This window comes from Bacillus sp. LM 4-2, from assembly GCF_000978495.1.
Classification (GTDB): Bacteria; Bacillota; Bacilli; order Bacillales; family Bacillaceae; genus Bacillus; species Bacillus subtilis.
Map to the genome: position 1 here is coordinate 2,597,898 of NZ_CP011101.1, position 15,996 is coordinate 2,613,893.

13 protein-coding genes and 2 pseudogenes are annotated in these 15,996 nt (G+C 41.0%); 7 read left to right on the top strand and 8 right to left on the bottom strand.

Going from position 1 to position 15,996, the window contains the following annotated elements:
• Positions 1–30: 30 nt before the first annotated feature.
• The 7 genes from sacC to levR all read right to left on the bottom strand — a co-directional run bounded on the left by sacC (position 31) and on the right by levR (position 7,820).
• On the bottom strand, positions 31–2,040 hold the full coding sequence (sacC, locus tag bslm_RS13000; RefSeq protein WP_238985319.1) for a levanase: 2,010 nt from the start codon (positions 2,038–2,040) through the stop codon (positions 31–33).
• Entirely contained in the window at positions 1,973–2,140 is a 168-nt protein-coding gene (locus bslm_RS21700) for a hypothetical protein (protein ID WP_119123072.1), read from the bottom strand. The genes sacC and bslm_RS21700 overlap by 68 nt, the downstream gene beginning before the upstream one ends.
• 80 nt (positions 2,141–2,220) lie before the next feature.
• Positions 2,221–3,048 carry a PTS fructose transporter subunit IID gene (gene levG, locus bslm_RS13005; protein ID WP_003229834.1) on the bottom strand — a complete coding sequence of 276 codons (828 nt, stop codon included), beginning with the start codon at positions 3,046–3,048 and terminating at the stop codon, positions 2,221–2,223.
• Positions 3,049–3,068: 20 nt separating this feature from the next.
• Positions 3,069–3,878 (bottom strand): PTS fructose transporter subunit IIC, encoded by an 810-nt coding sequence (levF, locus tag bslm_RS13010; protein WP_003229833.1) that lies wholly within the window; start codon positions 3,876–3,878, stop codon positions 3,069–3,071.
• 16 nt (positions 3,879–3,894) lie between these two features.
• Complete coding sequence (gene levE, locus bslm_RS13015; RefSeq protein ID WP_004399158.1) at positions 3,895–4,383, bottom strand: PTS fructose transporter subunit IIB; 489 nt, start codon at positions 4,381–4,383, stop codon at positions 3,895–3,897.
• Positions 4,383–4,823: a PTS fructose transporter subunit IIA gene (gene levD / locus bslm_RS13020; protein ID WP_003246144.1), complete on the bottom strand. Its 441-nt coding sequence runs from the start codon at positions 4,821–4,823 to the stop codon at positions 4,383–4,385. The genes levE and levD overlap by 1 nt, the downstream gene beginning before the upstream one ends.
• 189 nt (positions 4,824–5,012) lie before the next feature.
• Positions 5,013–7,820, bottom strand: coding sequence for a transcriptional regulator LevR (gene levR, locus bslm_RS13025; protein WP_046381219.1), 2,808 nt, complete (start codon positions 7,818–7,820; stop codon positions 5,013–5,015).
• Positions 7,821–8,366: 546 nt separating this feature from the next.
• Between levR and bslm_RS21400 the strand changes: the two are divergent.
• Positions 8,367–8,506 (top strand): annotated as a pseudogene (locus tag bslm_RS21400) (hypothetical protein).
• A gap of 38 nt (positions 8,507–8,544) precedes the next feature.
• Positions 8,545–9,933, top strand: coding sequence for an amino acid permease (locus bslm_RS13030; protein WP_029727151.1), 1,389 nt, complete (start codon positions 8,545–8,547; stop codon positions 9,931–9,933).
• Positions 9,934–10,028: 95 nt separating this feature from the next.
• On the opposite strand, the gene bslm_RS13035 is transcribed toward bslm_RS13030, so the two are convergent.
• Positions 10,029–10,661, bottom strand: coding sequence for a LysE family transporter (locus bslm_RS13035; protein ID WP_003229828.1), 633 nt, complete (start codon positions 10,659–10,661; stop codon positions 10,029–10,031).
• A gap of 152 nt (positions 10,662–10,813) precedes the next feature.
• Between bslm_RS13035 and bslm_RS13040 the strand changes: the two genes are divergently transcribed.
• The 5 genes and pseudogenes from bslm_RS13040 to bslm_RS13060 form a co-directional block, all read left to right on the top strand.
• The gene (locus bslm_RS13040; RefSeq protein ID WP_029727150.1) at positions 10,814–11,641 is read left to right on the top strand and encodes a TrmB family transcriptional regulator; all 828 of its coding nucleotides are present in this window, start codon (positions 10,814–10,816) and stop codon (positions 11,639–11,641) included.
• A gap of 196 nt (positions 11,642–11,837) precedes the next feature.
• Positions 11,838–12,338, top strand: coding sequence for an RNA polymerase sigma factor SigV (gene sigV, locus bslm_RS13045; RefSeq protein ID WP_015251591.1), 501 nt, complete (start codon positions 11,838–11,840; stop codon positions 12,336–12,338).
• Positions 12,338–13,195, top strand: coding sequence for an anti-sigma-V factor RsiV (gene rsiV / locus bslm_RS13050; RefSeq protein ID WP_003229823.1), 858 nt, complete (start codon positions 12,338–12,340; stop codon positions 13,193–13,195). Before sigV ends, rsiV begins: the two co-directional genes overlap by 1 nt.
• Positions 13,196–13,305: 110 nt before the next feature.
• Positions 13,306–15,210 carry a peptidoglycan O-acetyltransferase OatA gene (oatA, locus tag bslm_RS13055; protein ID WP_038429383.1) on the top strand — a complete coding sequence of 635 codons (1,905 nt, stop codon included), beginning with the start codon at positions 13,306–13,308 and terminating at the stop codon, positions 15,208–15,210.
• 133 nt (positions 15,211–15,343) lie between these two features.
• Positions 15,344–15,496: pseudogene (locus tag bslm_RS13060) on the top strand (YrhK family protein); the annotation flags it as partial.
• Positions 15,497–15,996: the final 500 nt, after the last annotated feature.

Consider the following 15,996-nt stretch of genomic DNA (forward strand, 5'->3'; position numbering starts at 1 on the left):
AGACTGTTCGGGTCTGTGCCTTTTTTAAAATTAAGACTCCTTCGTTACATTCTGAAAGACAGCAGTCGCGTCCCACACATTCAAGCCAAATTGGCCTTCTGAAAATACGGAATCATGTGCATCAATCACAAGACGATCATCTAAATAGATTTTAAAGCGATCGCCCTCGGCCTCTGTTTTCAGATGATACTTTTTATTAACGTCTATCGGTGTTTTGTATTCAGCAATGACAGAAGCAGCACCGTTCTCAAATTTAAAGAATTTCACTAGGTCATGCTTCGCATCCACATTGGCAAGGTAACCGTTTTTGGCATCTTTGTCAGAGCGAAACATTAGTGCTCCTGCCCCTCTTCCGTTTCCATCCTTAATGGTGATATCAGATTCATAAGTGAAGTCTGACCCGGATGCTGAAGACAAGATAAAGGAATCGCCGTCCGACCTCCCTTGTTTCCCCTCAATTGTGTCTGCCCACGTGCCATTTACAGTCGTCCAGCCAGTCATATTGGACATAAAAGGTGTCGTTCCCCATACCTTTTTTAAAGGGTGTATCGTTAAAGATTTTACCTTTACACCGCCATTTGCAGCATATAATTCAAGCCCTTTGCTTGATCGGTCTGGGAGAATAATATCCGTTATGACCTGCTTTCCGTCATTCCCAAATACTTCAACCGAGGAGCGGTCAACAAAAATGCGCAACTTAACCTTCCCATTTACCGGCTTCAACGGGGCTGTTTCTTTTCCGGTGTTAAAGGCCGGATTAAAGGTGTCGTTGCCTGACTCGCTCCGGTCAACGAACAATTTGGCGTTCCTTCGGTCATAGCCGACCTTCGTAAATTGATTTTCACCTGTTCGGACCTTAAAACCAAATTCAGCAGCTGAACCAGGGCTTACTTTAAATTCTGCATTTATTTCATAGGCATCTCCAGATTGCCCCGCTAACACATTATGACTTGCAGGCGATATGGTCAGATTCTGCCACTTCTTAGAGGTTCCGCGAATGGTTTCCAGCTCTTTCACCGGTGTTTGGACCACTCTAACCCCTTCGGTAAACGCTTTCAATTTTAACTCTCTTGGAATGGACGTTGCACTTCTCCATGGGGATGTCGGAACATCATTCGCATATTGCCAATTGCTCATCCACCCTAACCATAGCCGGCGGCTGTCTGTGGATGGAATATCAGACCAGGATACAGCCGCATAAAAGTCTCTGCCGTAATCCGTCCAGAGAACTTTGTTTGGCGGGTTTTCATTTTTAAAATGAGTTCCATCAAAGTCCCCTACAAAATATTGCATGCCTGATCCTCCCGAGACCGCTCCGTTTCCGACACTGACCTGCATGACCCATTTCTTTTGATTCGGATTGCCGTCTACCGGAAGCTCAAATAAATCCGGGCATTCCCATACTCCCCCGTGGCTTCCTTGATCCTGTCCAAATTCACTTGCATACGTCCACTGCTTCAGATTTTTTGATGTATAAATGAGGATTCGGTCACCGGCCGCAAGCACCATCACCCACTTTTTTTCTTTCTCATACCAAAAGACTTTTGGATCGCGAAAATCTTTTTTACCCGGGTTTGGAATGACAGGGTTGCCAGCGTACTTCGTCCATGTTCTTCCTTTGTCGTTGCTATAGGCAATACTTTGCACTTGATGGCCTTCCCGATCCTGTGTATAAATGGCCACAAGCGGCTTCTCTTTGCCTGTTTGAAAACCGCTTGTGTTATTTTTATCTACAACTGCGCTTCCAGAAAAGATCGTGCCTTTTTCATCCGGATACAGCGCAACAGGAAGGTGTTCCCATGTAACCAAATCTTTGCTGACGGCATGCCCCCAATGCATGGGCCCCCACTGAAGCCCGTATGGATGGTATTGATAGAACAAGTGATATTCCCCAGCATAATATACCATTCCGTTTGGGTCATTCATCCAGTTTGCCTCCGGTGTGAAGTGATATTGAGGACGGTAATCCTCATCATAGTAGCTTGAATCGGCTGCATCTGCCGAAAATGCCATAGTCAACAGCAGGGTGAACATGATCATGACTTGAATCAGTCTCTTTTTCATTTGTTCCTTCGCTCCTCTCTTCATGTTTGAACACTTTCAAGAGAGACTGCTGCGCAAGCTGGTCCGTTTCTGGCAATTCTCCTCTGTTTCACTGTTATCCGAATGATTTATATATGAAAAGACTGCTGCAGTTTCTCTCTCTTTCCTTCACACACCTTATGCTAAGAATCCAGCCCAATACCCGAGAATCCCGATGACAAAGATGCCGCAAATAATGAGAAGTGGATTCACCCCTTTGCGAAGCATCCATGCCACCAATAACGTTAATCCGAGAGGCAGCGCCCCCGGCATAATGCTATCTAGCACGTTTTGTACCGTTTGAACATCTACTTTTCCGCTTTCATCCTTAATCCTGGATACAACGATTGGAATGTTGATGGTGGTCCATTTGGACACGAGAGCCCCCATAACAAATAACCCGAGAATCGAAGCGCCCTCTGTAAGCTTTTGAATGCGATTCCCCGCTAAATCCTGAAGAATCTCCATTCCTTTCACATAGCCATACTTTAATCCGTAATATTTTGTGCTTAATCTTATGGCATTCAGCAAGAAAAAGAATAGCAAAGGACCGGCAATGTTTCCTCCTAAAGCAAGGGAGGCTCCTAGCGCAGCTAAGACAGGACGAATCGTTCCCCAAAAAATTGGATCGCCTACGCCCGCTATTGGTCCCATCAAACCGATTTTCATTCCGCTTATCGCTTTTCCGTCAATTCCTTTATTGTTCGCCATTTCTTCTTCCATGGCTGCCGTCACGCCAAATATAGGCGCTGTCAGCCACGGATGTGTATTAAACCATTCCAAATGCCGCTGTAAGGCTTCGTTTCTTTTCGCTCCGGGACCGTACAATTTTTTGATCGCCGGTATCATGACATAACAATATCCCATTGCCTGCACACGTTCGAAGTTAAAGGAACCGAGTAAAAAATTTGAACGAATAAACATGCTGAAAATTTCTTTCTTCGTTAATCGTTTTTCTTTCTCCATTTTTTCTTCCCCCTCATCGTTTAGGCATCAAGATCATCATCATCGTCATCATAAACAGCAACACTGCCACTGTCTGATGCGGCCGCGACTGCTCCGTGAGCGCTTTGTTTTTGCATCACCTGCTGGTATAAAAGCGCCAGACAGAGACCAAGGGCTCCAAATCCCACTAAGTTAAAATCGGTAAACGCCGCTAATAAGAAACCAATATAGAAAAATGGCTTTAAATAAGGAATATTCATCATATTGATCACCATGGCATACCCGACAACCACAATAATGCCTCCGCCTATTTGCAGTCCTTTTGTAATGACATCAGGAATATTTCCCAGGAACGCCTGAACAGCGCTGACACTAATTAAAGCAACAATCAATGTAGGAATCATGACGCGCAAAGCTTGAAACACCATCGCGGTAATATGCATAATTTCAATTCCTTTTATATTTCCCGCTTTTGCATATTGATCAGCGCGGTGGATGAAAAAGACAGTGATCGTCCGAACAAAAATCGTCAGCGCCTGACCCGCAGCTGCTAAAGCAACAGCGACAGCAATCCCTTCGCCAATTCCTTGATCAGCGGTAATAACTAAAATGGTTGAGATGACAGAGGCGATCGCTGTATCAGGTGCCATGGCAAGCCCGACGTTCATCCAGCCGAGCGCCATCAGCTCCAGTGTGCCTCCAAGAATAATTCCCGTTTTTAAGTCCCCGAGCACCAAGCCAACCAACGTACAGGCCACTAGCGGCCGGTGTGTCTGCCCTTCATCCAATACACTTGCGATTCCGGTGATTGCTGCAATGATTAACAACAAAATAATTTGTAATGAAGACATATTCTCATCCCCTTGATTATTTTGTTACGTTCCGTAAAATCTGTACAAAATCCTCACTGGCATCTGAAGGCAGCTGCCTCAATTCCAGTTTCACGCCCTTGTCACTTAATGTTTCAAATGCCTTTATATCTTGTTCTGTGACACTGACTGATTTTGTGATTTGCCTGCGATGATTTTCAAAACGCATTCCCCCGACGTTTACGGTTTTGATCGGTACACCTGCTTCTATAAGAGATACAATATCGGACGGATTTTCAAACAAGAGCATTGCCGTTACCCCTTCGTAGCGCGGACTATGAAATGCTTTTGCCATTTTAGAAACCGAGACGGCACTCGCCTTTACATTTGAAGGCGCAACAGAAAGGATCAGCGTTTTTCTCATTTCGTCCTGAGCAATATCGTCGGAGACAACGATGATTCGGTCGGCTGCATGGACTTTTATCCACCTTGTCAGGATTTGGCCGTGAATAAAGCGGTCATCAATTCTTGCTAACACAATGTTCATCATAATTCATCCTCTCTTGTATCTTGATTGGCTGTTTTTACTTTTTCTAAATGTTCACTGCACACTTGAAAGCTTTGCTGACTCATTGCTTTTAAGTTGTTCAGCAAATCTTTGAGAGCCAGATGTTCTCTCAGGCTTAATACCTCCAGCAGAATCGGCAGGTTTACGCCGGCTGCCATATCCATTCTTTGATCCTCAGCAATAAAGGAAGCTGCCGCGTTATATGGCGTCCCTCCAAAAATATCGACTAAAAAAAGCACTTCATGTTCTTCCGGGATATCCTTGAGCGCCTGATGATATTTTTCTTGCAGCGTTTGTATTCCTTCCCCTTTAAAAAACGGCACTGCAATCAGGTTATTTTCTTCACCGAATATCATCCCTGAAGACTCTTTTAATGCTATGGGAAAATCTCCATGACCGCTGATAATAACTGAAATCATATCTATTGCTCCTTTCCTGTTTTGTACATCCATATATAATGCAAGGATCGTGCCAACACAGTTGTGTTAAGCGTTTTCATTGTTATTTCAGCCAATAGCAATTTGTTGTTGAAACACTTAAAACGAAAAAAATAAACCTGTATTAAAATGGTGTTCCATTTAATACAGGTTCATATGAAAAAACTGTTTTTAAAACAGCTGGCCATGCACTTCTTCAGCAAATATGGCGGCTATAAATAATTTTTCATCATCACTTATGCGAAGTCCGAGCTTTTCTTCATAAGGGGCTAATGTTCGCTCTGTCACGTACACCATTTCCTTCAGCTGATCATTGATCTCTTCTTCCTCTGAGAAAGCGATCGGATTCTGCTTAATTACCCTTTCAAAGGCGAAAGCCGTGTGCATAATGACTTTGATCAAAACCGCATTATTGAAAATGACCCCCAGCTCATCTTGAACGGTTTGCAGCCACTCCAATAACATGTCGATCACATGGTGGGGATTCAAGAAGACAAGGTATTTTTTCAGGCTATCCTCGCAAAGCTCCCTGACAATCATATTTGCTTCGTTCAATCCATTGCTCAAGGGGATGCTTCCTTTTGTAATCGCCTGTTGAATCAGCTTCTCTCCCTCCCCTTCAATTAACACTTCTAAAGATACATGCGGAGCATTGATTTTAGGGTCTTTCGTTCCGACTGTCGCAAGGATTTCATACTCTTTTTCGATTTCTTTTATGCTGTTGGCCAGCTTAATCGATGATACGGTCAATATGTGAATCGGTGTATCGGAGGCCTTGTTTACAATCGTGGTTAGAATGTCTTCCAGCTTTTTCGCCGTCCCGCTGCCCGTGGTGCAGATGGATACCAATGCCTTCTTTTTGCCGGGTGCCGCTGGCTGACGCTCCCACAACTCGATAAAATCCTTCGTGACCGATTGATAGATCGCATGCAAATTTAAATTCAAATAGTTGACCTTTCTGACAGCATCCAGCACCATTGAAGTCGTAACATTGCTGATCGTTTTAATGGAAATGCCTGTCTTTTCCTCCAGCCTGCTTTCCAGCATTGCAAGCGACCCCATGTCTACCAGCATTAAAACACCTTCACCTTCATCAACCTGTTTCATTTTTTCTGCTACGCATTCAAGAATGTCCGAAGGTGAAACAGAAAGCGGCATATCGACTGCTGCAATCGGCGTGCTCCCTAGCAGTTCTGTCGCGACTTCAACCATCGAACTCGCCGTGCTGTTTCCATGCGCAGCCACGATGATACCGACTCTTTTGTTCTCCTTTAACGATTTGATGGAATGGATTAACATCGTTAAGTAGATGACTTCTATTTCAGGAATAGCCACTTTAAAATATTCCTGAATTTTATCTTTAAAAATCATCGCCACCCGATATTCTTTCACATGGGTATCACGAATTTCATCCGTCTCCTGTGTATTCAAAACATCAATTTGCTTTCCTCGCTTTAAAAATGCGTCAATATGCATACTCAAGAAATAAATAAACTTACGGTCAAATGTGCAATCCAGCTCATGTTCAGCTATTTCTTTTAACTGTTTTGTCATTTGAATCACGTCATCTTCAACGAATGTCAGCAGGCTGTCTTTTTGAAAAGCTTGATGATGAAAAAAACTTCTGACATGCAAATGGACATCAGTCAAGATGTACTGGTTAATATCCTTTTTGGATAAACCTTCTTTCATAAGCGTTTTCACTTTTTCCTCAATCAAATGATATAAGTTAAATGAGAGGTCTTCGTCAATTTTTGTTGTTTCATCTTCTACAATCGGAGAGATAATCGTTGTAATATTGACATATTCAGAAATGGCTTTGCTTCTTTGCATGTTTTTGCTGCTGGACATCCATTCTTGCTTGATTTCATCAGGCAGATCGCGAACAGTCAGTTCAATAACTTCATTTCTGTCAAGGTTATGCAAAAATCCGTGTGCGCAAACTAACTGAACATTTGATTTCAGCTGTCCGACATTCCCAAATTTCGCAGAGTGAATAAGCGCATTATAGACATCGATATGCACACTCAGATTCTTCTTAATTCGCTCTGCTTCTTTCCCTAATAAAAACGTCGTCAGATCCACTCTTTCATTAAGCGATCGTTCTTCAAGCGAAGGAATATGAATGGTCATTGGGATTCTTCGCAAAAACGTTTTCAATAGTGCAGAACTCGGATTTTCTGTAGTCGCACAAATAAACAATACGTTCGATGTTCGTTTATGTTCAGATTCTCCAAGCCTGTTATAAGAACCGCTGTCAATAAAATAAAACAGCATTTCTTGTCCCTCGGGAGGGAGACGGTGGATTTCATCCATAAAAAGAATGCCCCCATTGGCCTGTTCGACTAAACCCGCCTTATCCTCGGCAGCACCTGTAAATGAACCTTTTTTGTGTCCGAATAATTGAGAAAGCAATAATTGAGGGTTGTTGTAGTAGTCTGCACAGTTAAATGTAATAAATGGTGCGCCGGCCTTCAATATGTCAGAGTAAATGGCAAACTGGTAAATTCGGTTCGCAAAAAGGGATTTACCGGAACCAGTCGGCCCTAGGAGGAGCATATGCAGACCGTTCGGCGGATAAAAGACAGCTGCTTTTGCCTGGGAGATCGCTTTCTTCAAACTCCCTTTTGCCCCTATCATAAGCTCTAGGGGATTCGTGGAAATGTGTTGATGATTTTGCTTTGAATTTCCGGAAAACGCCTGAAGGTCTTTCACTTCCATCATCTCTGTATCCCATTTCTTGTTGAATAATTTTTCTGCTATCTCGACTGGGATGTATCTTACAGGAAATGTTTTAATTTTGATGACCTTTTTGGACCGGACGAGATTGTTCAATTCAAAGCTGACATTGGACCGCTCCATTTTCAGCTGCTCGGCAATCTCCTTTGCTGAATTCCCTTGTATTTTTAAAAGATGATCTAAGGTTGAATCATGAAAATTATGCTTGAGCTGATGGTATATTTTATCTATTCTTCTCACGTCTATCATCCTTTGTCCTTATTAGATAAGCCATTAACAAGAATATTTCGAAACTTTATAGTCCGCGTTGAGATTTACACGTTTAAAAAGGTCTCTATAGCAGATTGACAAAGCTGGCTTTTATGCGTATATGTTTACATGTTGAATCATTTGCACCTCATATTAGTATGATAGATGCTCAGTTCTGGAGGGCCAGTCCCCTTCAAAAGTAATAATCAGTAAACAGTTTATCATTCTCGGGGAATGTAATGATGTCAAAATAATCAATGACAAAAAATGAATCTTATAGATCATGACAAATTACCCAAATATAACCCCTTAAGTTCGTTCACAACTAAAAAGACGGACACTCTATGTGACCGCCACAGTATTACAATTTGCAAAACTTCGTCATTTTTGCAATCCACATTGGAGGTTAAGGAATCTGTAAGCTTAAAAACTTTATCTCCGATCCTATCGATTTGATCCCCCTGCCGGCCTCAATCATAGTGGGTATGCAATTATACAAATCGTTACCTATTCAAACTAGGCTGTCAGATTGTCCAAATGACATTCCTGTTTTACTCTGCTATTCAGGTAGAATCACGAGTGAAAATAGAGCCACAAGACATGTAACAGCACTTAAAATAGTTTTAAAATTTAAAAATAAAAGTATCTATTCTTTTAAATGTTATAATATCCGATAAAACTTTACTCATCTTTTTATTACTGGAGGAAAATAAAATTGATAGGCAATTCTAGCAAAGACAATTTTGGCCAGCAACAGAAATTGTCTAGAGGCCTTAAAAACAGGCATATACAATTAATGGCGATTGGAGGTGCAATCGGTACAGGTTTATTTTTAGGTTCAGGTAAATCCATCCATTTTGCAGGACCATCCATTTTATTTGCTTACTTGATCACCGGCGTATTTTGCTTTTTCATTATGCGTTCGCTCGGAGAACTGCTCTTATCAAATGCGGGATACCACTCTTTTGTTGATTTTGTAAGGGACTATTTAGGAAACATGGCAGCATTTATCACTGGGTGGACCTACTGGTTCTGTTGGATTTCCCTCGCGATGGCTGATTTAACGGCGGTCGGCATTTATACGCAATATTGGCTTCCCGATGTGCCTCAATGGCTGCCGGGTCTTCTTGCGCTTATTATCCTGCTGATCATGAACCTTGCCACCGTTAAACTTTTCGGAGAATTAGAATTTTGGTTTGCATTGATCAAAGTCATTGCCATACTGGCTCTGATCGTAACTGGTATTCTCCTGATTGCGAAAGGTTTTTCCGCAGCTTCCGGCCCTGCCAGCCTCACCAACCTTTGGAGCCACGGCGGCATGTTCCCAAATGGATGGCATGGGTTTATCCTATCGTTCCAAATGGTCGTCTTCGCTTTCGTGGGTATTGAACTTGTTGGACTGACAGCAGGTGAAACAGAAAATCCCCAAAAAGTGATCCCTAAAGCCATCAATCAAATCCCTGTCCGGATTTTACTTTTTTATGTTGGCGCACTTTTCGTGATTATGTGTATCTATCCTTGGAATGTGTTGAATCCAAACGAAAGCCCATTTGTTCAGGTCTTCTCTGCAGTAGGCATCGTTGTGGCTGCCAGTTTGATCAATTTTGTTGTATTAACATCAGCCGCGTCAGCTGCAAATAGCGCTTTATTCAGCACAAGCCGAATGGTCTATTCACTTGCAAAGGATCATCACGCACCTGGACTATTAAAGAAATTAACTTCTTCTAACGTGCCAAGCAATGCGCTGTTCTTTTCATCCGTCGCCATTCTGATTGGCGTTAGTCTGAATTATTTAATGCCTGAGCAAGTCTTCACACTGATTACAAGTGTTTCTACAATATGCTTCATTTTTATTTGGGGCATCACGGTGATTTGCCATTTGAAATATCGAAAAACAAGGCAGCATGAAGCGAAAGCAAACAAATTTAAAATGCCTTTTTACCCATTATCCAACTATTTAACACTTGCATTTCTCGCGTTCATTCTTGTCATATTGGCACTGGCGAATGATACACGTATTGCTTTGTTTGTCACCCCGGTCTGGTTTGTTTTATTGATTATTTTGTATAAGGTGCAAACCCGCAGAGGACATAAGGTGAAATAAAAAAAAGACAAGGGATACTCACTCCCTTGTCTTTTTATATGTGTCAAACACTAAATTAAACTTTGGTTTCAAATTTCATTCACTTCATTTAAGTGTTAACTCAAACCAGTTTTGATGCCGAAACCTACTAATATTATTCCGGTAATTTTTTGAAACACTTTCTGGAACTTCGAGTTTTTCATCCATTTTTTTGCGTAATCAATAATATAAACAAGAAACAGGAACCACAACACCGCTAATAAGGTTAGGATTGAAGCTAAAATGATGAGCTGCTGGTTTATATTTCCGTTCAAATTGATAAATTGGGGCATGATTGTAACATACACCAAAACAGTTTTAGGATTGAGAATGTTACTGAGTGATCCCTGCATAAAGGAAGTTTTATAATAACGTTTCGGAGAACTTGCCATATTTTTTGCTTGGGATTGCATGTCATCTAACGAAAACATACTTTTAGCAAAAAAACTTTTTACACCTAAATAAATTAAGTATGCCGCTCCCAAATATTTGATCGTTGTGAAAAGAATCACTGACTTTGCGATTACCACTGATAATCCTAAAATGGCAATCACCGTCCAAAAGGAAAGTCCTGTCGCCAATCCGAGAATGTTATAACGGCCGGCTTTCGGACCATACCTAAGCGTATTTTTCATCACAAGCATCGTATCTGCCCCCGGTATGATAACCATCATGGCAGCGATCGGTATGTATGCGAGTAAGCTGTGCATTGTTCTCTCCCCCTTTAAAAATCCCCTCAATCATATAGTGACTACAAAAGTAACTACTTATAAAAGTGTATCAATGCGTTTGGAATAAATCAATATGGTTTGTTAAAATAGCGATTACTAAGGCAGCGATTGCTCTTTATATTGGAGGATATATGAAAGAAAATATGTTAGACATTTTAAAAAACCTCAATTTTACAGAATATGAATCGAAAGCGTATTTGGCATTATTGCAAGAATCACCTTTAACAGGCTATGCCGTTGCCAAAAAATCCGGAGTTCCCCGTTCTAAAATTTATGAAGTCTTGGAAAGCCTTGTCATAAGGGGAGATGTTTTTGTCAGTCATGGAAATACGCCTCAGTATGTTCCTGTCCCCGCAAAAGAACTGATTAAAAACCGCCGACTCAAAGCGGAAGAGCATTTTGATCAGGCTGAGAAATATTTTGAAAAGTTCGAGCAGACTGCTAATGACCGGGAAAACATCTGGAATATCACCGGCCGCAGTGAAATTCTTGAAAAGGTGAAGGCTTGTATCTTATCCGCCAAAAAAAGAATCCTCTTAGAAATATGGAAAGAGGATTTTGAGGAGATAGAATCAGAGCTAAAACAGGCGGCAGAACAAGGCGTTATTGTCACCATTATTGCGTACGGAGACATCGTATCTGATTTTTCCAATGTTTACCTTCATGATATGAGCAGTGAAATTACAGAAGAGTATGACGGACGGTGGCTTGTCTATAGCGGAGATGATTCAGAAGTAGTAGCGGGCATTGTCTCACTTGGCAATGACAGCCGTGCTGCATGGACGATGCATGTAGGTTTAGTCATGCCTATTACTGAAGTGATCATTCATGATCTGTACCTCATGGAAATTCTGAAAAAGCATAGAGAGCTATTAGAAGAGAGCTTCGGGAAAAATCTCATCCAGTTGCGCCGTAAATTTTCTATTCACTCAGATTTCAAAAAACATTATTTGGAATAATGTTTGGCATCTCTTACCCCAAAAACAAGGCTTGTACAAAACAAGCCTTGTTTTTTTATGCATAAACCCCCCATGCTGATTTACTTCTCTCTTTTAAAAAAATGTGATTCTGCGCAAACTATTTTTCAGCCTGCCGCGTCTATCCTAGGTAACAGCCTACGATATACGTATATTCAAAAAGGAGCCCTTTATTGCAATGAAGAAAAAACAAACAACAAAAGCGTTGCTTGTCACATGCATAACTGACCATAAGCAAGATTTCTACAGGTTGGCTTTCAGTTATGTGAAAAATCAAGATGACGCATTAGATATTGTTCAGGAATCTATAAAAAAAGCGCTGAGCTCAGTTGAAACGGTCAGGAACCCTGGGACGATAAAAAGCTGGTTTTATAAAATTTTAGTACGGACAGCCATTGATTTTTTGCGCAAACAAAAAAAGATAAGAGTGATGGACGACGAAACGATAGAATTTTTAAGCAAAGGAAAGGAAGACCATTACAAGGATACTGATCTCCATGAAGCGCTTGACGAATTGCCGTACCGCTATAAAACCATTATTATTTTACGTTTTTTTGAAGACCTCAAATTAGAAGAAATTGCGGAAATTACAGGAGAAAACACGAATACCGTCAAAACGCGCCTATACAGAGCATTGAAGCTGATGCGCATTCAATTGACGAAGGAGGATCTTTCTTAATGGATAAGAGATTACAGCAATTAAGAGAAGAATATAAAAATGTTCAGATTCCTAAAGAATTGGATATCATTGTTGAAAAAGCCCTTCAGCAAGAACCAAAAAAGAAAAGAATCGTCATGTGGCCGACATCAGCAGCAATCGCTGCAGCTATTTTATTCACTGCGCTTGTTAATATCAACCCGGACGCCGCTCAGGCTATGTCAAAGATCCCTGTCATCGGCAAAATCGTCAAAGCGATCACCTTTATTGAAATCAAAGAGGAAAAAGACCAATCAAGCATTGATGTCAAAACACCTGCTTTGTCCGGGCTTTCTAATAAAGAGCTTGAAAACAGCATTAACCAGAAATACTTGAAAGAAAGCCAGCAGCTGTATAAAGAGTTTATACAGTCCACATCCAAAAACAAAAAAGGGCATCTCAGCATCTACAGTGATTACGAGACGGTCACAGACACGCCAGATTTACTCTCTATCCGGCGCAATATTGAAACAACACAAGCATCTTCCTACACACAAAGCCGTTATATTACAATTGACAAAAAGAATGATATTTTACTTACATTAAAAAGCTTATTCAAAGATGAGCGCTATATCAAAGTCATCAGTCAAAACATCAAAGAACAAATGAAACAGCAAATGAAGGAAGATCCAAATAAAATATATTGGCTCACTGACGAAGATGCAGAACCGTTCAAAACGATTCTTCCTGATCAGACGTTTTACATTACTGAAGACCATAAACTTGTGATCTCATTTGACGAATATGAAGTCGCCCCCGGCTATATGGGCGTTACAGAGTTTACAATTCCAACCGGCGTCATTTCAAACTTGCTCGTGGGAGAACGTTATATTCGATAAAATAAAAACATCCATCTAAGATTATGGATGTTTTCTCTCTTCTCTATTCGAGGTCGTAACCTCGCTACCAAAAACAACGAGAATATTTGCATACTATTGGAGGAATACCCATGTATCACAAGACACAGCATCATCGATACATTCCTGGACTTGATGGCCTTCGGGCTTTCGCCGTCCTGTCAGTTATCGCTTATCACCTAAATTTCAATTGGGCTAACGGTGGTTTTATCGGAGTTGATATCTTTTTTGTTTTATCCGGATATTTGATTACATCTATTCTATTACCGGCATATGGAAATGATATCAATCTTGATTTTCGGGATTTTTGGGTGCGCCGCATTCGGCGGCTTATGCCAGCGGCTTACCTTATGATCTTTTCCACTGTTGTGTGGGTCGTATTGTTTGATCGAGAACTATTACACACTGTACGTGGAGATGCGATCTCTTCTCTCTTTTATATGAGCAATTGGTGGTTTATTTTTCACAAGCTATCATATTTTGATAGTTTCGGTTCCCCATCACCTCTAAAAAACCTTTGGTCGCTGGCGATTGAAGAACAATTTTATATCATATGGCCGATGTTTTTAGTTGTTGGAATGTACATAATGAAAAGCCGCGCCAGATTGGCTGCGGTGATATCATTGCTTGTGCTTTGTTCAGCCGTGATGATGAGCGTACTGTATGAACCTGGCGGAGATCCGAGCCGCGTTTACTATGGCACAGACACTCGTTCGTTTGAACTTCTCATCGGATGTGCCTTGGCTTTGGTATGGCCGATGAAAAGGCTGTCTTCCAACAGGCTGCCAAGCAAACTGAAGCACACTTTGCACGCCACTGAATTTTTGGCATTTTGTATTTTAGTGTTGTGTGTCTATTTCACAGATGAATACGAGCCTTTTCTTTACAGAGGCGGAATGCTATTCATTAGCGTGACTGCCGCAATCCTTATTGCATGTGTTTGCCATCCGAGCAGCTTTTTAGGCAATCTGCTTTCATGGAGGCCGCTTCGGTGGCTTGGAACGAGGTCTTACGGAATTTATCTTTGGCACTACCCTGTTATTGTGTTAAGCACGCCAGTTCAAGAAATCGGAAACCCTGTTTTTTGGCATATCGTGCTAAAGGTCATTGTGACATGTATACTTGCCGAGCTCTCCTACCATTTTATTGAGAAGCCGATACGGACACAGGGATTTAGGTCATTTTCCCGCCGTGTTTTTATACATAGAATCAAGGAATGGAAAACGACATCTGTCATCAGCAAAATGTCAATTGGTTTCATTATTTTCGCTATACTTATTTTTGCAGGCGGGCTGTCAGGGCTAGCCGGCGAGCAAAAGCACCCTACCAAATGGACCTATAGCTCACAAGAAACAAATGCTGACACCAGCCAGGCTTCTGGGGATAAAAAGAACGCTGCAGCAGATAAAAAACACAATCCTGAACAAAAGACAACAGATTCCAATCAGGGTCAAAAGGAAAACAAAGATAGTGGGCAAGAGACTCATAAAAAGAAAGACACGCAATCCCAACAGTTGAAAAAACCAGCAGACACTGCGAAAGAAGTTTTAGCTATAGGAGATTCCGTCATGCTTGATATTTCTTCACACCTGCGTCAGTCATTTTCAAATGTGACGATTGATGGAAAGGTAGGGAGACAAATGTCTCAAGCTTTGGAACTCGCAAGGGAATACAAGTCTTTTAATCAGCCGAACAAGGCTGTCATCATTGAGCTTGGAACCAATGGCTATTTTACAAACAGCCAAATCGAACAACTGCTTCAATCTTTCTCAAAAGCTCATATTTATCTTGTCAATACACGGGTTCCCCGCCAATGGGAAAGCAAGGTAAATGAATCTTTGCAGCAACAGGCCCACGCACATCAAAATGTTACGTTAGTTGACTGGCATACAGAAGCTCTTCAGCATCCGGAATATTTTACCCCTGATGGTGTTCACTTGGTTCCTAAAGGGGCAAAAACTTTGACTGCTCTTATTGTTCAGGCGATGAAATCGTAAAAAAGAGATCCTATACAGATCACTTTTTTACTTTAGTTTCTGATCGTTGATTATGTCTTCTTTCAGCAAGGCAGCCCTTATGTTTACATGCCGTTTACGTAAGGGTAAGCCAAAATTGAATGGAGGGATGATAATGAAAGGAAATGAAGAACATGACATCCAAAAAGAGTTGAAACGATATGAGCTTTTTTTCAAAAAACGATATAAGGTTCTTTATACAGTAAACGATTTTATCATCGGTGCTATGTTTCTCGTTGGAAGTTTTTTCTTTTTCTATGGCCAATTATTTATCGAAAACACCTTAAGTGTCAATACAGGCACATCAAGTCAGCAAAATGACAGATTCTTCACTAAGTAAAATGGCTTTTATTGTTTTTCAGCCTTTATCGAATTGGACAAATGAAAAATAATACAAATTTAATTACCAGTCGGAAATTCGCACGGCCTCAAATTTGTGGGGGTAACAACTTTTACTGCTCGAGCTATTTATCTCACAATAGCTCTTAAAAGAGACGAAAAAAGAAGTAAAGAGTGTCGACCTTTATGTTTTTTTCAGCAAAAATGAAAAATCAGAAATAGCAGGTTGATACGGTAAGGTTGAAAATAGCTTCACTTGTAAAAGGTCATTAAATTGCACTTTTTAATTGTGCTGTTCTGTTTGTCGCAATGAACAGGCAAAATCAATGTTCAAAATAAACCCAACACCCAATGAAATTTCACAGCCATCACGGCTGCTGTCCCTTTTAAGATTTTTACTAGGGGCAAAATACACCATTGATGCATCAA

Bases quoted from the DNA above. Each gene is read 5' to 3' on its own strand.
- bslm_RS13035 (WP_003229828.1), bottom strand. From the start codon at position 10,661: ATGCACAGCTTACTCGCATACATACCGATCGCTGCCATGATGGTTATC.
- oatA (WP_038429383.1), top strand. From the start codon at position 13,306: ATGTATCACAAGACACAGCATCATCGATACATTCCTGGACTTGATGGC.
- levE (WP_004399158.1), bottom strand. From the start codon at position 4,383: ATGAACATTGTGTTAGCAAGAATTGATGACCGCTTTATTCACGGCCAA.
- levG (WP_003229834.1), bottom strand. From the start codon at position 3,048: ATGGAGAAAGAAAAACGATTAACGAAGAAAGAAATTTTCAGCATGTTT.
- levD (WP_003246144.1), bottom strand. From the start codon at position 4,823: ATGATTTCAGTTATTATCAGCGGTCATGGAGATTTTCCCATAGCATTA.
- bslm_RS13040 (WP_029727150.1), top strand. From the start codon at position 10,814: ATGAAAGAAAATATGTTAGACATTTTAAAAAACCTCAATTTTACAGAA.
- rsiV (WP_003229823.1), top strand. From the start codon at position 12,338: ATGGATAAGAGATTACAGCAATTAAGAGAAGAATATAAAAATGTTCAG.
- levF (WP_003229833.1), bottom strand. From the start codon at position 3,878: ATGTCTTCATTACAAATTATTTTGTTGTTAATCATTGCAGCAATCACC.
- sigV (WP_015251591.1), top strand. From the start codon at position 11,838: ATGAAGAAAAAACAAACAACAAAAGCGTTGCTTGTCACATGCATAACT.
- sacC (WP_238985319.1), bottom strand. From the start codon at position 2,040: ATGATCATGTTCACCCTGCTGTTGACTATGGCATTTTCGGCAGATGCA.